Consider the following 15,864-nt stretch of genomic DNA (forward strand, 5'->3'; position numbering starts at 1 on the left):
CTGCTCCCATGACGCACTCCCCCACCGCCCCCGCGCCCGCCCCTTCGTCGGCCGTCTCCGCCACGCGCGACGCCGCCCGGACCTCGTCGCGGCGCCCCCTGGCGCTCGCCCTCGCCACGCTCGCGGTCATCGCCCTGCTGGTCCTGTCCCTGGCCACCGGCGAATACTCGATCCTCTCCCAGGACGACGGCTGGCGCATCTTCCTCGCCGTGCGCGTCCCCCGCACGATCGCCCTCATCCTCTCGGGCGCCGCCATGTCGATGAGCGGCCTCGTCATGCAGCTCGTCACCCAAAACCGTTTCGCCGAACCCTCCACGACCGGCACCAGCGAGTGGGCGGGACTGGGCCTGCTCGTCATCATGATCGCCTGGCCCAGCGCACCAATCCTCGTGCGCATGACCTGCGCGATTGTCTTCGCGTTCGTCGGAACCATGGTCTTCTTCGCCCTCCTGCGCCGCGTCTCCCTGCGCTCCTCGCTGCTCGTGCCCATCATGGGCATGATGCTCGGCGCCGTCGTCTCCGCAATCTCCACGTTCATCGCCCTGGAGACGAACACCATGCAGAGCGTCGCCGTGTGGTTCCAAGGCTCCTTCACCTCCGTGTACGAAGGCCAGTACGAGATCCTGTGGATCGTCGCCGCCGTCGTCGCCATCGTCTTCGTCATGGCGGACCGACTCACCGCCGTCTCCCTCGGCGAAGACATCGCCGTCTCCCTCGGTGTCAACTACCACCGCATGGTCCTCATCGCGACCGGACTGGTGGCCGTCGCCACCGGCGTCGTCACCGTCGTCGTCGGCTCCCTGCCCTTCCTCGGGCTCATCGTCCCCAACCTGGTCTCCATGACGATGGGCGACAACCTGCGTACCAACCTTCCCTGGGTGTGCCTGGCGGGCGTCGCCCTGGTCACCGTCACCGACTTGCTCGCGCGCACCATCATCTCCCCCTTCGAGATGCCTGTCTCTGTCATCCTGGGCGTCCTCGGGGCCTTCGTCTTCATCGCGCTCGTCCTGCGCCAGGCACGCAAGGGGGCCGTCCTGTGAACACCCTCTCCTCCCCCACCACCGAGGCCGTTTCCACCTCCCCCGCCACGGCCTCGTCCGCGTCCGCGAAGCGCCCCGCGCGGCGCACCGGCGCCTTCGTCTCCCCGACCGCCCGGCGCCGCTGGTGGCTCATCTTCGGTCTCGTGTGCGCCATCGCGCTCCTGGCCTGCATCGGGCTGCTCACCTGGAAGAACCCCGCGCAATTCGGCACCCCCGTCTTCTGGAGGCTCGCCCGCAGGCGTGCCTTCTCGGTCCTCACGATCGCCCTCGTCGCGGTATGCCAGGGCATGGCGACGGTCGCCTTCCAGACGGTGGCGAACAACCGCATCATTACGCCCTCGATCCTCGGTTTTGAGTCCCTCTACCGGGCGATCCACACCTCCACGATCTTCTTCCTGGGCGTCGCCGGGCTCAACGCGTCGGCGACCGTCGGCAACTTCGTCGGCCAGCTCGCCCTCATGATCGCGCTCACGCTGCTCCTGTACTCGTGGCTGCTGACCTCCCAGCGCGCCTCGATGCACGCGATGCTCCTCATCGGCGTCATGCTGGGCGCGGGCCTGGGCTCAATCTCGACCTTCATGCAGCGCCTGCTCACACCCTCGGAGTTCGACGTGCTGACCGCGCGCCTCTTCGGGTCGATCGCGAACGCCCAGAAGGAGTATTTCCCCATCGCGATTCCCCTCGTCGCGGCCGCAGCCATCGCCCTCGTCGCTCTCACGCGGCGGCTGTCGGTCCTCTCGCTCGGACGCGAGACCGCCACGAACCTGGGCCTGAACCACCGCCGCACCTCGGTCGTGGTCCTCGTCCTCGTGTCGATTCTCATGGCGACCTCCACGGCGCTCGTGGGGCCGATGACGTTCCTCGGCTTCCTCGTGGCCACGATGTCCTACCAGTTCTCCGACACGCACGACCACCGCTACATCTTCGCGATGGCCACAGGCCTGGGCGCCGCGATCCTGTCCACCGCCTATTTCTTCATGAATCACGTGTTCAACACGCAGGGCGTCGTCTCCATCATCATCGAGTTCGTCGGCGGGCTCGCGTTCATCGTCACTATTCTGCGGAAGGGCCGCCTGTGATCTCCATCGATTCCGTCGTCAAGCAGTACTCGCCGTCGGTGCGCATCGGTTCCATTTCGCTCGACATCCCCGCGGGCGGCATCACGGCGCTCGTGGGTCCCAACGGGGCGGGCAAGTCCACGCTCCTGACGATGGTCGGGCGCCTCCTCGGCATCGACGAGGGAACCATCGAGGTCGGCGGCCTCAACGTGGCCACGACGAAGTCCTCCGAGCTGGCGCGCACCCTGTCGATCCTGCGCCAGGAGAACCACTTCATCTCTCGCCTGACGGTGCGTCAGCTCGTGGGCTTCGGGCGCTTCCCCCACTCGAAGGGGCGCCTGAGCGCCGAGGACGAGGCCATCATCGACCGCTACATCGGCTTCCTCGACCTGGAGGAGTTGGAGGGCCGCTACCTGGACCAGCTGTCGGGCGGCCAGCGTCAGCGCGCCTACGTCGCCATGGTCCTCGCGCAGGAAACGGACTACGTCCTGCTGGACGAGCCCCTCAACAACCTGGACATCGCGCGCAGCGTCGAGATGATGACGATGCTGGAGCGCGCGGCGCGCGAGTTTTCACGCACGATCGTCATCGTCCTGCATGACATCAACTTCGCGGCGCGCTACGCCTCGCAGATTTGCGCCCTCAAGGATGGGACGGTCGCCTTCATGGGGACACCCGAGGAAATCATGCGCGACGAGGTCCTCACCGACATCTTCGATACGCCCGTCACCGTCGTCCCGGGCCCGAACGGCCCGATCGCCTGCTACTTCTAAGCGTGCACGCGCTCCTCGACGGCTCAACTCAGGTCGGTCCCCCGACGCTCCCTTCGCCTCGTCAGTGACGAGGCCGGGGCCGGGTAGAATGGTCGCGCGGCCCGCGTGAAACTGCCGTGAAACATCCACCGTCCCTGGGGGTCCCGTGTCCGTCGCCCTGACAGTCCTCTTCGTCCTCGTCGCCCTCGTGCTCGTCGCGGGCGGGCTTTACCTCTTCATCTCGGGCATCGCTGCGCGCGCGGGCGTGTGCCGCCCTCCCCTGGGCCTGCGCCTGCGAGGCGTCGAACCGGGCTCTGGGGCCTGGGAGCGCGCCCACCGCGCCGCCTGGCCCATCCTCTTCGGCGGAGGCGTCCTGGGTACCGCTCACGGCATCGCGCTGGCGGCGATGGCCATTCTCGGCGCCCGCGTCTCGGTTCCCCTGGTCTTCGTTGTCTCCGGCATTATCGTCGAGGCGGGCCTGTGGGTGGTCGCGCGCGGCGCCGGCAAGGCGTCGGCGGCGTAACGCTGCGCTAGTCGCCCGCGCGCCCGCCCTCCCGAGCCTTCACGCAGCAGGGAACCCCGGCCTCGTTGCTCTCAAACGAGGTCAGGGTTCCCGGGTTGAGACGGCGCTCAGGCCGTGGGGCGCTCGCGGCGATCCAGCATGTACAGGGCCAGCTTCGATGGCTCGAGCGCGCGCACGGCGTGCGGCAGGCGCGTGCCGAAGTGGATGACGTCACCGGGCCGCAGGACCACGGTGCGGCCGTCGGCCTCGATCTCGAGGGCACCCTCGAGGGTGTGCAGGATGACGGGCATCGCGGCGGTGTGCTCGCTGAGGATCTCGTCCTTGTCGAAGCTGAAGAGGACCAGGCGCACGCCCTCGGCGTGCATGACCGTGCGCGAGACGGTGGCCTCCTCGTTGACCTGGATCATCGAGGCGATGTCCTGCAGGTCCGTCATAATGGGGGTGGGGACCTCGGTGTTGGATTCGGGCGAGAGACTCATTCGTTCTCCTTGGGTTTGCGTGCGACGATGGCGACGCCGCACAGGTGTCGGTCGTATTTCTTGAACGTGCGCGCCATCGTGGTGACGCGTTCGCGCAGATCTTTGTCGCGGGCGACGTTGCGGGCGATGCGCAGCGCCCCGCGCACGCCCTCGTCGGCGATCAGGCGGCCGGGCTTGAGCAGGGCCATGGCGGCCATGCGCGTCTCTTCGACGACCAGGCCGACATCCTCGAGGGCGCGCCGCCAGTCGGCGACGGTCAGGGGCCGGGCGTTGACGCTGATGGCACGCGCGAGGGCTTTTCTGATCTCGGTGGCAGGCTCCTCGCCGATGGAATCGGGACGCATCGCCAGCTCGTGGATGACGTAGCGGCCTCCGGGGCGCAGGATACGCGCGGCCTCACCCATGATGGCGCGCTTGGCTTTCTCTCCTTGCATCGAGAGCATTGCTTCGCCGACGACGACGTCCGCACTCTCGTCCGGCAGTCCGGTCTGCCCCGCGTCCGCGTTGACGCAGCGGCCCACGCCCGAGGCGATGGCGTCCACGCGCGCGCAGGCGTCGGGGTCGCGCTCAACGCCGGTGTAGGAGGCGGGACCCACCCCGATGATCGCCCTGGCCGTGACCCCCAGGCCCGGGGCAAACTCGACGACGTCAGCGCCGGGCAGGACGGCTCGCTTGAGCGCCCACATGCTCAGGGCCAGGCCGCCGGGGCGTAGGACCGTCTTGCCCGCTCGCGCGAGCACCCAGTGTCCGGGCGTCTTCTCGACGGGGCGGTCGGCGAAGGGGAGGGTCTCCGCCGACGATTCAGTGTGAGGTGACATATACGCAAGTATAGCGTTATCTATTTTCGTGCGCAGGGATGCACCCCATTGAAATCGACGAACGGAGGCCGCCCATCAGCGCTTACAGGCCGATAATCTGACCAAACTCGCGCTTTATCAACTCGAGACGCTCGCGCGCCGCCTCCCACGGAACCGGCTCACCCTCGGGGGCGGGCAGGATGACCTCGAGGTAGCACTTGAGTTTCGGCTCGGTGCCCGACGGACGCGCGATCACGCGGTCCCCCGCCTCGGTGAGCACCAGGACCCCGTCCGTGGGCGGCAGGCCCTGGTAGCCCTCCGCCAGGTCAGACACCTCAACGACCGGCGAGCCCGCGAGCTCGCTCGGCGGCTGGGCGCGCAGGCGCGCCATGCCCGTGTCAATCTGAGCGATCTCTTCGACGCGGAAGGTCAGCGGGCCGGTCACGTGCAGGCCGTGGGCGTGGGCCAAGCGGTCCAGCTCATCCCAGGCGGTGCGCCCCTCGGTCTTGAGCGCAGCGAACAGCGACGCGGCGACCACGGACGAGGCGATCCCGTCCTTGTCACGCGCGACGGAGGGATTCGGGCAAAAGCCGATGGCCTCCTCGTAGCCGAAAGCCAGCTGAGGGGCGCGCGCGATCCACTTGAAGCCCGTGAGCGTCGTGTGGTGTTCGAGCCCGTGAGAGCGGGCGATGCGCGCCAGCAGGCGCGAGGACACGATCGAGTTGGCAAGCGAGCCCTCAAGACCGCGCGCCGCGAGGAACTCGCCCAGCAGGCACCCGATCTGGTCGCCGCTGAGCGGACTCCACCCGGCCTCGGCACCCGGATCAGGCACCGCGAGCGCGCAACGGTCCGCGTCGGGGTCGACCGCGATGATCAGGTCGGCATCCTCTGCCCGTGCCTGCTCGATCGCCATGTCGAGGGCGCCGGCCTCCTCGGGGTTCGGGAAGGGCACGGTCGGGAAGTCGGGGTCGGGCTCGGCCTGCGCGGCGACGAGCGAGACCTTCGCGAAGCCGGCCTCGGCCAGCACGCGCGCGGTCATCGCGGCGCCCACGCCGTGCATGGCGGTCAGGACGATACGCAGGTCCGCGCGGGCGTCGGCCTCGCCGGAGGCCAGCTTAATTGCTTCGGCGACGTACTCGTCGCGCGGGTCCACGGCCTCGACCAGGTCATCGTTCATGGGGATCTCGTCGGCGGGGGGCGCGACCTCGATGGCCGCGGCGATCTCGGCGTCGAAGGGCGGGACGATCTGGACGCCCTGCCCGTCGCCGGTGACGACGCTGCCACCCAGGTAGACCTTGTAGCCGTTGTCCGGGGCGGGGTTGTGCGAGGCGGTCACCATGACGCCCGCGTCCGCGCCGTAGTGGCGCACCGCGAAGGAGGTCAGCGGGGTCGGGTTGGCCTGGGGCAGCGCGAGGACGCGCACGCCGGCGGCGGAGGCGACGCGGCAGGCGGCCGTGGCGAACTCGGAGGAGCCGTAGCGGGCATCGCAGCCCACGACCAGGGTGGGGGTGCCCGTCGCGTGGGCCTTGACGACCTGGCACAGGCCGGCGGTCGCGCGGATGACGACAGCCAGGTTCATGCGGGACTCACCGGGGCCGACGACGCCGCGCAGGCCGGCCGTGCCGAACTCGAGGGGGCCGTTCATGGCGGCGCCCACGCGGGCGAGCGCCTCCTCGTCGCCGCGCTCCGCGGCCTCGATGTCGGCCTTCAGGGACGAGGCCGTGGCCGGGTCCGGGTCATGGTCGGCCCAGCGCTGAGCCTTGTCAAGTAGCTCCACGGGTCAGTCCTCCAGTCCTGCCAGGATGGCGGTGGTGGCGGAGACACCCAGTCGGGAGGCTCCGGCCTCGATCATGGCGAGCGCCGTCTCGGCGTCGCGGATGCCGCCCGAGGCCTTGACGCCGAGCGCGTCGCCGACGGTGGCGCGCATGAGGGCGACGGCGTGGACGGACGCGCCGCCCGCGGGGTGGAAGCCCGTGGACGTCTTGACGAAGTCCGCGCCCGCGGCCATCGAGGCGGTGCAGGCGGCGACGATCTCGTCGTCGCTCAGGGCGGCCGACTCGATGATGACCTTGAGGACGCGCGGGGCGGGCACCACCCGTCGCACGGCCTTGATCTCCTCCTCGAGCTCGTGGAGGCGCGCGTCCTTGACCAGCTCGATGTTGATGACCATGTCGATCTCGTCGGCGCCGTCGGCCACCGCCTGGGCAGCCTCGAATGCCTTCACCTGGGGCTTGACAGCGCCCGAGGGGAAACCCACGACGCAGGCGACCTTCAGTCCCTCGGGCACGTCCAGGGGAAGCATCGAGGGGGACACGCACACCGAGAAGGTGCCGGCGGCGGCGCCCTCCTCGACGATGCGCGCCACGTCCGCAGTCGTTGCCTCGGGCTTGAGGATCGTGTGGTCGATCATCGCCGCCACGTCACGCTTGTTCATAGATCTACTTTCTGTTCGTGTCAGAGGGTGGCCAGGGGCAGGGCCAGCTCCATCATGGTCGTGAAGGACGTTTGGCGTGCCTGGGCGTCCGTCGCCTCGCCCGTCACCAGGGAATCGGAGACCGTGAAGATGCCCAGGGCCTCGACGCCCGCGTGGGCGGCGGTCGCGTACAGGCCGGCGGTCTCCATCTCGACTGCGAGCACGCCCATGCGCTGCCAGGCCTCGTTGAAGGTCGGGTTCGCGTTGTAGAACGTATCGGAGGACAAGACGTTGCCGACGTGGACCGGCACGTCGGCCTCGCGGGCACGGCGCACCACGTCCTCGATGAGGCGGTAGGAGCCGATCGGCGCGTAGGAGCCGGGTAGCTGGTACTGGTCGAGGAACGCGGAGTTCGAGCACGCGGCCTGGGCGACGACGACGTCGTAGAGGTGCATGTCGGGCTGCATCGCCCCGCAGGTGCCCACGCGCACGAGGCGCGTGCAGCCGAATTCGTGGATGAGCTCGTAGGCGTACAGGGAGATCGAGGGGATGCCCATGCCCGACCCCATGACGGAGACGGGGGTCCCCTGGTAGGTGCCGGTGAAGCCCAGCATGTTGCGCACGGCGTTGAATTGCTGGACGTCCTCCAGGTAGTTCTCGGCAATGAATTTCGCGCGCAGCGGGTCTCCGGGTAGGAGGATCGTCGGCGCGATGGGTGCAGTGGGGTTGATGTGCGGTGTCGAGCGCATGTGTCCTCCGTTGGGTCGTCGAGCGGTGGTCCGCTCAGGCTTCGTTACCTGTTCCACAAGGCTATGCCCTGCATTGTCATAGTGTCAACGATTGAATTGACAAGTGTTCCCATCCGTCGGGGGGCGTCGTTGCCCGCCCGCCGACGGGGATGCCTCGCCCTGCCTCTCCAGCAGCGCGGCGGCCAGGTCCTGGTCGACCACAAGATGCGTAGCCAACCCCATGCGCAACGCGGTGTCCAGCGCGCTCGCCTTGACGCGGCCGCCGGCCACGAGCACACGCACGGGACGAGCGCGCAGCTCCTCCAGCCGAATGCCGACCGTGCGCTCGTCGACCGCGGGCGCAGCGACGACGCCGTCGCGCGTGAAGAAGCGCGAGCAGGCGTCGCCCACGGCGTCGCGCAGCAGCGCCTCCACCTCGCCCACCTCCAGCTGACCCAGGTTCAGTGACAGCGCCTCCTCGTTGATCGCGCCGACCGTGAACACCGCCACGTCCACGCCGCGCCCCTCCTCCAGGATCCGCGCGATAGCCCGGTCCGCTCGCACGATCGAGGCCGTAGCGGTGTCCTCGAAAATGGCGGGCAGCGGAAGGTACCTGGGCTCGGCGCATAGCGCCTCACAAAAGGAACGCATGATCTCGTAGTCGTGCGTCGCCCGCTCGGAGTAGGAGGTCCCGCCCTTGAGCTGGACGACGCGCACGCCCTGGCGTGGGGCTCGCGCCAGGTGGGAGGCGAGCGCGCTCATCGTGCGCCCCCACGAGATTCCCACGCTCATGTCGTCGCGCACCAGCTGAACCACCAGGGCGGCGCCGACGCGCCCCACCTGGTCGATGGCCTCCGCCTCATCCGCGGCGTGCCCGTAGGCGACGCGCGCGCAGGCCAGGCCGAAGCGTTCCTCGAGGCGCGAGGCCAGCTCGGAGGCGTCGTCGCGCGGGTCGTGGATCTCGACGGTCACGAAGCCGCGCGCGCGGCCGTGGGCCAGCAGCTTGGCGACCGTGGGGCGCGAGATGCCCATGCGGGCGGCGACCTCGGCCTGGCTCAGATCCTGCTGATAGTAGGCCTTGACCGCCTCAATCGCCTGCTCGTCACGCTTATCCACGTCGCTTCCTTCCCCGTGCGATCTGCGCTGAGCCTCCGCTCAGGAGACGGTCTCCAGGACGACGCGACGCGGCTCGGGTGCCACCCCGTCGGCGATCTCGATGGCGCCCGAGAGGGCCTCGAGGGCGCGCGGGATGCGCCACTCGTCCTCCGTGTGGAGCGTGAGCAGGGGCGCTCCCTTGGTGACGCTCTCCCCCGGCTTGGCGTGGATCTCGACGCCGGCTCCTGCCTGCACCGGGTCCTCCTTGACGGCGCGGCCAGCGCCCAGCCTCCACGAGGCAACCCCCACGGCCAGCGCATCCATGCCCGCGACGGTCCCGTCGGCCTCGGCGAGGACCCGGTGGGTGTGCGCGGCGCGCGGCAGGGGCGCGTCCGGATCACCGCCCTGCTCGCGGATCATCGCTCGCCAGCGGTCCATGGCGCGACCGTCCGCCAGGGCCGCCTCGACGTCGGCGTCGCGAACCCCGGCCAGGTCCAGCATGTTGCGCGCGAGCTCGCAGGTGAGCTCAACGACGTCGGCGGGGCCACCCCCGGCCAGGACCTCGACGGATTCCTCCACCTCGAGGGCGTTGCCGATCTTCCTGCCCAGCGGCACGGACATGTCGGTGAGGAGCGCGCGCGTGGCGACCCCCGCATCACGCCCGAGGTCGACCATCGTGCGGGCGAGCTCACGAGCGGCGTCCAGGTCCTTCATGAAGGCGCCCGATCCGACCTTGACGTCCAGGACGAGGGCACCCGTTCCCTCCGCGATCTTCTTGCTCATGATGGAACTGGCGATCAGCGCGATCGACTCCACGGTCGACGTGATGTCGCGCAGCGCGTAGAGCTTCTTGTCCGCCGGCGCCAAGCCCGAGCCCGCCGCGCAGATGACCGCGCCGCACCCGGACCCCAGCTGCGCCATGATCTCCTCATTGCTCAGCTGCGCGCGCCACCCCGGGATCGCCTCGAGCTTGTCGAGGGTGCCGCCCGTGTGCCCCAGGCCTCGGCCCGACAGCTGCGGGACGGCCACGCCGAAGCACGCGACCAGCGGCGCCAGGGGCAGCGTGATCTTGTCGCCCACACCGCCCGTGGAGTGCTTGTCTGCGGTCGGCTTGCCGATGCCGGAAAAGTCCATGCGCGCCCCCGAGCGGATCATCGCGTCCGTCCAGCGGGCGATCTCGGCGCGGTCCATGCCGCGCAGGAAGATCGCCATGGCCAGGGCGGCCATCTGCTCGTCCTTGATGATGCCCTTCGTGTAGGCGTCGATCGTCCAGTCGATCTGATCGGGGGTCAGCGCACCCCCGTCGCGCTTGACGCGGATGATGTCAACGGCATCAAAGAGTGCCATCAGTTCCTTCTTTCGTCGTGGACGAGGCCGGGGCCACCCCGTGTGCGTCGCGCAGCCCCGCGTCGGTCTGGGACCCCAGCTCCTCCAAGTCGTGGGGGCCAAAGGCCCCGGGCAGGACCTGCGTCATGTCGGCGACGCCGCCGGGCATGAGGACCAGGCAGGAGGGCCCGCCGTGCTCGTAGATGAGCTGACGGCACCGGCCGCACGGGGCCACCGGGACCCGGTCCCCATTGACGGCGACGACGGCGAGGAGCGCGCCGCCGCCGGAGCGGATGAGGTCGGAAACCATGCCGCACTCGGCGCACAGCGTCACCCCGTACCCCGCGTTCTCCACGTTGCAGCCGCTCACGATCCGCCCGTCGCTGGCCAGACCGGCGGCCCCCACCGGGAAATGCGAGTAGGGGCAGTAGGCGTGGGTCATCGCCTCGATGGCCGCGCCCAGCAGGGCGTCCCAGTCGATCTGCGTCATCGTCGCGGCCCCTCACTTCACGTAGGGGACGTTCTCGGCGGCGGGCGCGCGAGACTTGCCGACGAAACCGGCCACCGCGACGATCGTCACCACGTAGGGGATCATCGAGACCAAGTCGGCGGGGATCGCGGGCTCGATGTTGGGCAGCATGCGGGCCAGGGCCTGCGCGAAACCGAACATGACGGCCGCCCCCATGGCACCCACGGGGTTCCACTTGCCCAGGATCATCGCCGCCAGCGCGATGTAGCCGTTGCCCGCGGAAATGTTGTCCGTGAAGGCCAGGCCCGACCCGATCGTGAAGAAGGCGCCCCCCAGGCCCGCGAAGGCGGAGCCGAGGATCGTGTTGAGCGTGCGCGTGCGCCCCACATTGATGCCGACCGTGTCCGCCGCCCGCGGGTGCTCACCGCAGGCGCGTAGGCGTAGCCCCCAGCGGGAACGGAACAGGAAGAAGGCCAGCGCGATGACGGCCGCGTACATGAGGTAGACGAGGATCGTCTGATTGAACAGCACCGGGCCGATCACCGGGATCTCGGCGAGGCCGGGAATCTTGATCGGGGACAGCGAGAACTGGTTGGTGTTCAGGCTCCCCGGAGTTTCCTTCATGACCGTCCCGTACAGGAAGGTGGTCAGGCCCAGCGCCAGCACGTTCAAGACGACGCCGACGATGATCTGGTCCACCCCGCACTTGACCGAGAAAAGGGCCAGCAGCGCCCCCAGGGCCGCGCCCGCGAGGGGCGCCGCAATGACGCCCGCGTAGGGCATCTGGAAGTACGAGGCCGCCATGACGCCCGCGAAGGCCCCCACCAGGAGGTCACCTTCGATCGCGATGTTGACGACGCCGACGCGCTCGGAGACGACGCCCGACAGGGAGCCGAAAATGAGCGGCGTTGAGATCGCCACCGTCGAGACGAGCGTCGAGGTCAGGGTCACCGCCCCTGTCGAATCCGAGCCCGCGTAGAACAGGAATCCCAGGATCGTCGATAGGCCGACAAGGACCATCCCACCCACGCGCGCCCACGTGCTGCGCGTCATGCGCCGCGCGGTCGCCAGAATCGTCCACGCGGTGATGGCGATCGTCAAGGCAGCAAGCACCCACACGATGGGGGCACCGGCGGTGACGATGTCGGGGATCTCGTAGGACTGCGACTTGTCGTTCAGGCGGATCGTCACGTCGCCGCGCGTGGAGATCGCGAAGACAAGGAGCAGAACGGCGGCGGCCACGTAGATGCCGGGGAGCTTCCAGGAACGCTTGACCTCTACCCGCGGGACTGCAACGGACTCACTTGTGCTCATCAGCCTTCTCCTTTCGCGCCTGCTCGGTCGCGTCGACGCCGGACAGCCGGAACGGCCACCGCAAGAGCATCCGGAACAGCAATCAGCAGGACGATCACCGACTGCAAGATGAGGATCATGTCGATCGGCACGCCCTTGGCCTGCATCGCGTAACCTCCCGCCTTGAAGGCCCCGAAGAGCAGCCCAGCCCCGAAGGTCCCCCAGGTCTTGTTGCGCCCCAGCAGGGCTACCGTGATCGCGTCGAAGCCGATCGAACCAGCCACGTCACGCGACACGTACCCGAGGGTCCCCAACGCCTCGTTCGCCCCGGCCAGGCCCAGGAACGCGCCCGAGATCACCATCGTGACCGCCGTGATGCGCTCGACCGAAATGCCCGCCGTTCGGGCGGCCGCCGCGTTGGCGCCCACCGCGCGAATCTGGAAGCCCAGCGTGGAGCGTTCCATCAGCCACCAGAACAACGCCAGCGCGACGAGCGCGACGATGAGGCCCGCATGCAGCTTGATCGGCCCCTTAAAAAACGCCGTGAGGGCCGCCGAATCGGCGACGTTAGGGGTGATCGGCTGGTTCGAACCGGGCTTTTGCCACGCCGGCTGCGTCAACACGTAGCCTAGCGCCAGGGCTGCGATCGAGTTCAACATGATCGTCACGATCACCTCGTTCGCGCCCGTCTTCGCTTTCAGGACGCCAGCGATGCCGCCATACGCGGCGCCCGCGACGATCGCCGCCGCCAGGGCAACGAGCGTGTGCACCACCGGCGGCAGGCTCAGCGAAAAACCCACCCACACGGCCGCGAGCGCGCCCATGATCATCTGGCCCTTGCCGCCGATGTTGAACAGACCCGCGCGGAAACCGAAGGCCAGGCCCAACCCCGAGATGATCAGGGGGATCGCATAGAACAGGGAGTCTGTCAGTGGCTTGACCATGCGCACAAAGGTCGGGGCCTGCGGATCCACGATAGCCCCGCGGAACATCGCGTAGTAGGCATCGAGGACGGAGGCGTCCGCCAGGACAATGAAGACCGCCCCGATGGCAAACGCGATGACGACGGCCAACAGCGAGACGAGCCACCGGATACGAAAAACCTGTATCACGAAGCCCATCCCCTTACTCGCGCGTGCACTCATCGCTCCTCCTTCCCGGCTGCCCCGCGCTCTAGCGTTGATCCGCAGGAAGCGGCCACGGCCTCGTCCACGGGGACACCCGCCATCATGAGGCCCAGCACGTCGCGGCTCGTGTCCGGGGGCACGATGCCGACGATGCGACCGCGGTACATGACGGCGATCCGGTCGGCCAGCGCCACGACCTCGTCCAGCTCCGAGGAGATCAGCAGCACCGCGCACCCCTGGTCGCGCACGTCCACGATCCTGCGGTGAATAAACTCGATCGACCCGACGTCGACGCCGCGGGTGGGCTGGTTGGCCACCAGCACCGTCAGGTCACGCGACATCTCGCGCGCCACGACGACCTTTTGCTGGTTACCGCCCGACAGGGAGGAGACCGGGTCGTCGATCGAGGTCAGGCGAATGTCGTATTCCTCCTGCTTCTCGCGCGCGTTGCGGGCCACCGCGCCGAGCCTGCGCGAGGGGCCGAGCGCGAACTCGCCCGCGTCGAACTGATCCAACACCAGGTTGTCGGCGATCGAGAAGGAGGAAATGATGCCGTCCGTCGAACGGTCCTCGGGGATGAAGCCCAGGCCCGCATCCAGGGACTTGCGCGGTTTCGCGCGCGTGATGTCGGCGCCCGCGAGGGTGATGGTGCCGCTGTTGGGAATGCGCAGGCCCAGGATCGTCTCCGCGAGCTCCGTCTGCCCATTGCCCTGCACGCCTGCCACCGCGAGGATCTCCCCGCGCGCCACCTCGAGGGACACGTGGTCGAGTTCCGCGACGCCGCCGGCGCCCAGGAGCGACACGTCGTCGATGACGAGGCCCGGGCCGCCGGGCCGCGCGGGGGCCTTATCGACGCGCATGAGGACCTCGCGCCCCACCATCTGCGAGGCCAGGGACGCCTCGGAGTCCTTCGGGGAGGCCTGTCCCACGACCTTCCCGCGCCGGATCACGGTGATCTCGTCGGCGACCGCGCGCACCTCGCGCAGCTTGTGGGTGATGAAGACGATGGAGGTTCCGGAGTCGGCGAGCTGGCGCATGATCGCCATGAGCTCGTCCGTCTCCTGCGGTGTCAGCACCGCCGTCGGCTCGTCCAGGATCAGCACCTTCGCCTGGCGAGACAGGGCCTTGACGATCTCCACGCGCTGCTGAGCGCCCACCGGCAGATCCTCGATGAGCGCGTCGGGGTCGAGGTCGAAACCGAAACGAGCCGACACATCGAGCACCGTGCGGCGTGCCCGCTCCCGGTTGATGATGCCCGCGGGTCCGGTCGGCTCGAAGCCCAGCGCGATGGACTCGGCGACCGTGAAGACCGGGATCAGCATGAAGTGCTGGTGCACCATGCCGATGCCCGCCGCGACGGCGTCGTCCGGGCCCTTGAAGGTGACGGGCTCGCCGTCGATGAGAATCTGCCCCTCGTCGGGGGCGAGCATGCCGTACAGGACGTTCATCAGCGTGGACTTGCCCGCGCCGTTTTCTCCGAGCAGGGCGTGGATGTGCCCCTCCTCGATCGTCACGTCGATCGAGTCGTTGGCGATGAGGGGACCGAACCTCTTCGTGATCCCCCGCAGCTCTAGTTTCATTCCGTGGGCCTTCCCCCTTGCGACTGGGCGGCACCCCACTGCCCGAGTGGGGCCGGCGGCCTCAGCCGCCAGCCCCACCCTCACAGCATCACTTCGGGGCGTTTTGCGATTCGATCACGAGCTTGCCGGACTTGATGTCCTCGGTGAGCTTGGCCAGATCGGCCTTGAGCTCATCGGAGACCTTCGCGTCGAAATCGTGGAAGGGAGCCAGCGAGACGCCGCCGTTGGCGAGCGTACCCACGTAGGGGTCCGAGCTGAACTTACCCTCGACGGAATCCTTAATGGTCTGCTCGACCGACGCGCCGATCTCCTTCATGACGGAGGTCAGCACGATCGAGGAGTAGTCGGGGTTGGCCTCGTACCAGTCGGAGTCCACGCCGATGATCCAGGTGTTGCCGTCGGCCTTCGCGGCCGCCGCAGCGCCCAGGCCCACGGGGCCGGCCACCGGCATGATGATGTCGGCGCCCTGGGAGATGAACTGCTGCGCCTGCTCCTTGCCCAGCGTCTGGTTGTCGAAGTCCTGGGTGAAGGAGCCGTTCTGCGTGGCCTTGTCCCAGCCGAGCACCTGCACGCTGGTTCCCTTGGCCTTGTTGTAGGCATCGACGCCGTCGACGAATCCGTCCATGAAGACCGTGACCGACGGGATCTTCATGCCGCCGAAGGTGGCGACCTTGCCCGTCTTCGTCATGCCCGCGGCGGCGTATCCCGCGAGGAAGGCGGCCTCTGCAGTGTTGAACAGGAGCGGACGGCCATTGTCAAGGGTGACGGTCTCTTGTCCGTCGGTGAAGCTGGAGTCGACGAGGGCGTAGTGCAGGTCCGTGTTCTGCTCCGCAGACTTGTGGATGGCCTGCTCGAGGTTGAAGCCGACGCCGATGATGAGGGTGCAGCCGTCGGAGACCATGGCCTCGACGTTGGGCACGAAGTCGGTGTCCGAGCTGGATTCGGCCGTGTTGATCTGGATGCCCAGGTTGTCCCGGGCAGCCGTGAGGCCGTTGTAAGCGGATTCGTTGAAGGACTTGTCGTCCCAGCCGCCGGCGTCGGAGACCGCGCATGCCTTGAAGGTGGAGGCGTCCTTGGCCTCGCTGGTTGTCCCTCCTCCGTTGGAGGTTGTGCCACCGCCGCATCCGGCCAGCGCGAGCGTGACGATCCCCGCCGCAGCGACGAGCTTCGTGAGGTGCTTCATG

15 protein-coding genes and 1 pseudogene are annotated in these 15,864 nt (G+C 68.6%); 4 read left to right on the forward strand and 12 right to left on the reverse strand.

Annotated features, from left to right (window positions below; all coding sequences use genetic code 11):
- Positions 1-8: 8 nt before the first annotated feature.
- The 4 genes from QU663_RS08200 (at position 9) to QU663_RS08215 (ending at position 3,373) form a co-directional block, all read left to right on the forward strand.
- A complete protein-coding gene (locus QU663_RS08200; protein ID WP_304990548.1) occupies positions 9-1,040 on the forward strand; it encodes an ABC transporter permease in 1,032 nt (343 codons plus the stop codon).
- Complete coding sequence (locus tag QU663_RS08205; RefSeq protein WP_021611864.1) at positions 1,037-2,119, forward strand: iron chelate uptake ABC transporter family permease subunit; 1,083 nt, start codon at positions 1,037-1,039, stop codon at positions 2,117-2,119. Before QU663_RS08200 ends, QU663_RS08205 begins: the two co-directional genes overlap by 4 nt.
- Positions 2,116-2,871: an ABC transporter ATP-binding protein gene (locus QU663_RS08210; RefSeq protein ID WP_021611865.1), complete on the forward strand. Its 756-nt coding sequence runs from the start codon at positions 2,116-2,118 to the stop codon at positions 2,869-2,871. The genes QU663_RS08205 and QU663_RS08210 overlap by 4 nt, the downstream gene beginning before the upstream one ends.
- A 145-nt stretch (positions 2,872-3,016) precedes the next feature.
- The gene (locus tag QU663_RS08215; RefSeq protein WP_021611866.1) at positions 3,017-3,373 is read left to right on the forward strand and encodes a hypothetical protein; all 357 of its coding nucleotides are present in this window, start codon (positions 3,017-3,019) and stop codon (positions 3,371-3,373) included.
- 107 nt (positions 3,374-3,480) lie between these two features.
- On the opposite strand, the gene QU663_RS08220 is transcribed toward QU663_RS08215, so the two are convergent.
- The 12 genes and pseudogenes from QU663_RS08220 to QU663_RS08275 form a co-directional block, all read right to left on the reverse strand.
- Positions 3,481-3,852 (reverse strand): cupin domain-containing protein, encoded by a 372-nt coding sequence (locus QU663_RS08220; RefSeq protein ID WP_021611867.1) that lies wholly within the window; start codon positions 3,850-3,852, stop codon positions 3,481-3,483.
- A complete protein-coding gene (locus QU663_RS08225; RefSeq protein WP_021611868.1) occupies positions 3,849-4,670 on the reverse strand; it encodes a class I SAM-dependent methyltransferase in 822 nt (273 codons plus the stop codon). The genes QU663_RS08220 and QU663_RS08225 overlap by 4 nt, the downstream gene beginning before the upstream one ends.
- Positions 4,671-4,752: 82 nt before the next feature.
- Positions 4,753-6,426, reverse strand: coding sequence for a phospho-sugar mutase (locus tag QU663_RS08230; RefSeq protein ID WP_021611869.1), 1,674 nt, complete (start codon positions 6,424-6,426; stop codon positions 4,753-4,755).
- Between the two features lie 3 nt (positions 6,427-6,429).
- A complete protein-coding gene (deoC, locus tag QU663_RS08235) occupies positions 6,430-7,083 on the reverse strand; it encodes a deoxyribose-phosphate aldolase (RefSeq protein ID WP_021611870.1) in 654 nt (217 codons plus the stop codon).
- 20 nt (positions 7,084-7,103) lie between these two features.
- Positions 7,104-7,811 carry a purine-nucleoside phosphorylase gene (gene deoD / locus QU663_RS08240; RefSeq protein WP_009058867.1) on the reverse strand — a complete coding sequence of 236 codons (708 nt, stop codon included), beginning with the start codon at positions 7,809-7,811 and terminating at the stop codon, positions 7,104-7,106.
- Between the two features lie 84 nt (positions 7,812-7,895).
- A complete protein-coding gene (locus QU663_RS08245; RefSeq protein ID WP_021611871.1) occupies positions 7,896-8,906 on the reverse strand; it encodes a sugar-binding transcriptional regulator in 1,011 nt (336 codons plus the stop codon).
- Between the two features lie 39 nt (positions 8,907-8,945).
- A complete protein-coding gene (locus tag QU663_RS08250) occupies positions 8,946-10,232 on the reverse strand; it encodes a thymidine phosphorylase (RefSeq protein ID WP_021611872.1) in 1,287 nt (428 codons plus the stop codon).
- Positions 10,219-10,701, reverse strand: a complete 483-nt coding sequence (locus QU663_RS08255; protein ID WP_009058851.1) for a cytidine deaminase — start codon at positions 10,699-10,701, stop codon at positions 10,219-10,221. Before QU663_RS08255 ends, QU663_RS08250 begins: the two co-directional genes overlap by 14 nt.
- A gap of 12 nt (positions 10,702-10,713) precedes the next feature.
- The gene (locus QU663_RS08260) at positions 10,714-11,994 is read right to left on the reverse strand and encodes an ABC transporter permease (RefSeq protein ID WP_021611873.1); all 1,281 of its coding nucleotides are present in this window, start codon (positions 11,992-11,994) and stop codon (positions 10,714-10,716) included.
- A pseudogene (locus QU663_RS08265) lies at positions 11,981-13,118 on the reverse strand (ABC transporter permease). Before QU663_RS08265 ends, QU663_RS08260 begins: the two are co-directional and overlap by 14 nt.
- A complete protein-coding gene (locus QU663_RS08270; RefSeq protein ID WP_021611875.1) occupies positions 13,115-14,680 on the reverse strand; it encodes an ABC transporter ATP-binding protein in 1,566 nt (521 codons plus the stop codon). The pseudogene QU663_RS08265 and the gene QU663_RS08270 overlap by 4 nt, the downstream one beginning before the upstream one ends.
- An 88-nt stretch (positions 14,681-14,768) precedes the next feature.
- The gene (locus QU663_RS08275; protein ID WP_021611876.1) at positions 14,769-15,863 is read right to left on the reverse strand and encodes a BMP family protein; all 1,095 of its coding nucleotides are present in this window, start codon (positions 15,861-15,863) and stop codon (positions 14,769-14,771) included.
- Between the last annotated feature and the right edge of the window lies 1 nt (position 15,864).

The organism is Schaalia sp. HMT-172, from assembly GCF_030644365.1.
Taxonomy (GTDB): Bacteria; Actinomycetota; Actinomycetes; order Actinomycetales; family Actinomycetaceae; genus Pauljensenia.

Coding starts and splice junctions, on each gene's coding strand:
- QU663_RS08250 (WP_021611872.1), bottom strand. CDS start 10,232: ATGGCACTCTTTGATGCCGTTGACATCATCCGCGTCAAGCGCGACGGG.
- deoD (WP_009058867.1), bottom strand. CDS start 7,811: ATGCGCTCGACACCGCACATCAACCCCACTGCACCCATCGCGCCGACG.
- QU663_RS08200 (WP_304990548.1), top strand. CDS start 9: ATGACGCACTCCCCCACCGCCCCCGCGCCCGCCCCTTCGTCGGCCGTC.
- QU663_RS08255 (WP_009058851.1), bottom strand. CDS start 10,701: ATGACGCAGATCGACTGGGACGCCCTGCTGGGCGCGGCCATCGAGGCG.
- QU663_RS08220 (WP_021611867.1), bottom strand. CDS start 3,852: ATGAGTCTCTCGCCCGAATCCAACACCGAGGTCCCCACCCCCATTATG.
- deoC (WP_021611870.1), bottom strand. CDS start 7,083: ATGAACAAGCGTGACGTGGCGGCGATGATCGACCACACGATCCTCAAG.
- QU663_RS08260 (WP_021611873.1), bottom strand. CDS start 11,994: ATGAGCACAAGTGAGTCCGTTGCAGTCCCGCGGGTAGAGGTCAAGCGT.
- QU663_RS08225 (WP_021611868.1), bottom strand. CDS start 4,670: ATGTCACCTCACACTGAATCGTCGGCGGAGACCCTCCCCTTCGCCGAC.
- QU663_RS08275 (WP_021611876.1), bottom strand. CDS start 15,863: ATGAAGCACCTCACGAAGCTCGTCGCTGCGGCGGGGATCGTCACGCTC.
- QU663_RS08270 (WP_021611875.1), bottom strand. CDS start 14,680: ATGAAACTAGAGCTGCGGGGGATCACGAAGAGGTTCGGTCCCCTCATC.